The following is a 335-nucleotide window of genomic DNA, read 5'->3' as shown; positions in this document are numbered from 1 at the left end:
GCGAAGGGCAAGCTGACGGCGCGCGAGCGGATCGCGCTGCTGGTGGATGCGGGGTCGTTCAGGGAGGTCGAGCAGTTGCGCCGGCACCGGGCGACCGGGTTCGGCCTGGAGGCGAAGAAGCCGTACACCGATGGTGTGATCACCGGGTGGGGCACGGTCGAGGGCCGTACGGTCTTCGTCTACGCGCATGACTTCCGGATCTTCGGCGGCGCTCTGGGCGAGGCCCACGCCACGAAGATCCACAAGATCATGGACATGGCGATCTCGGCGGGTGCGCCGCTGGTCTCGCTGAACGACGGCGCCGGTGCCCGTATCCAGGAGGGCGTCTCGGCGCT

Annotated in this window: 1 protein-coding gene; it reads left to right on the top strand. The window is 69.0% G+C overall.

Annotated features, from left to right (window positions below):
- On the top strand, nt 1-335 hold a 335-nt coding region (locus tag J0695_RS36180; protein ID WP_277990078.1), incomplete at both ends, for a carboxyl transferase domain-containing protein.

It is taken from the genome of Streptomyces beijiangensis, assembly GCF_017315755.1.
GTDB lineage: Bacteria > Actinomycetota > Actinomycetes > Streptomycetales > Streptomycetaceae > Streptomyces > Streptomyces beijiangensis.
The sequence above is the reverse complement of the archived record's forward strand: the minus strand, read 5'-3'. Positions and strand labels throughout refer to the sequence as shown.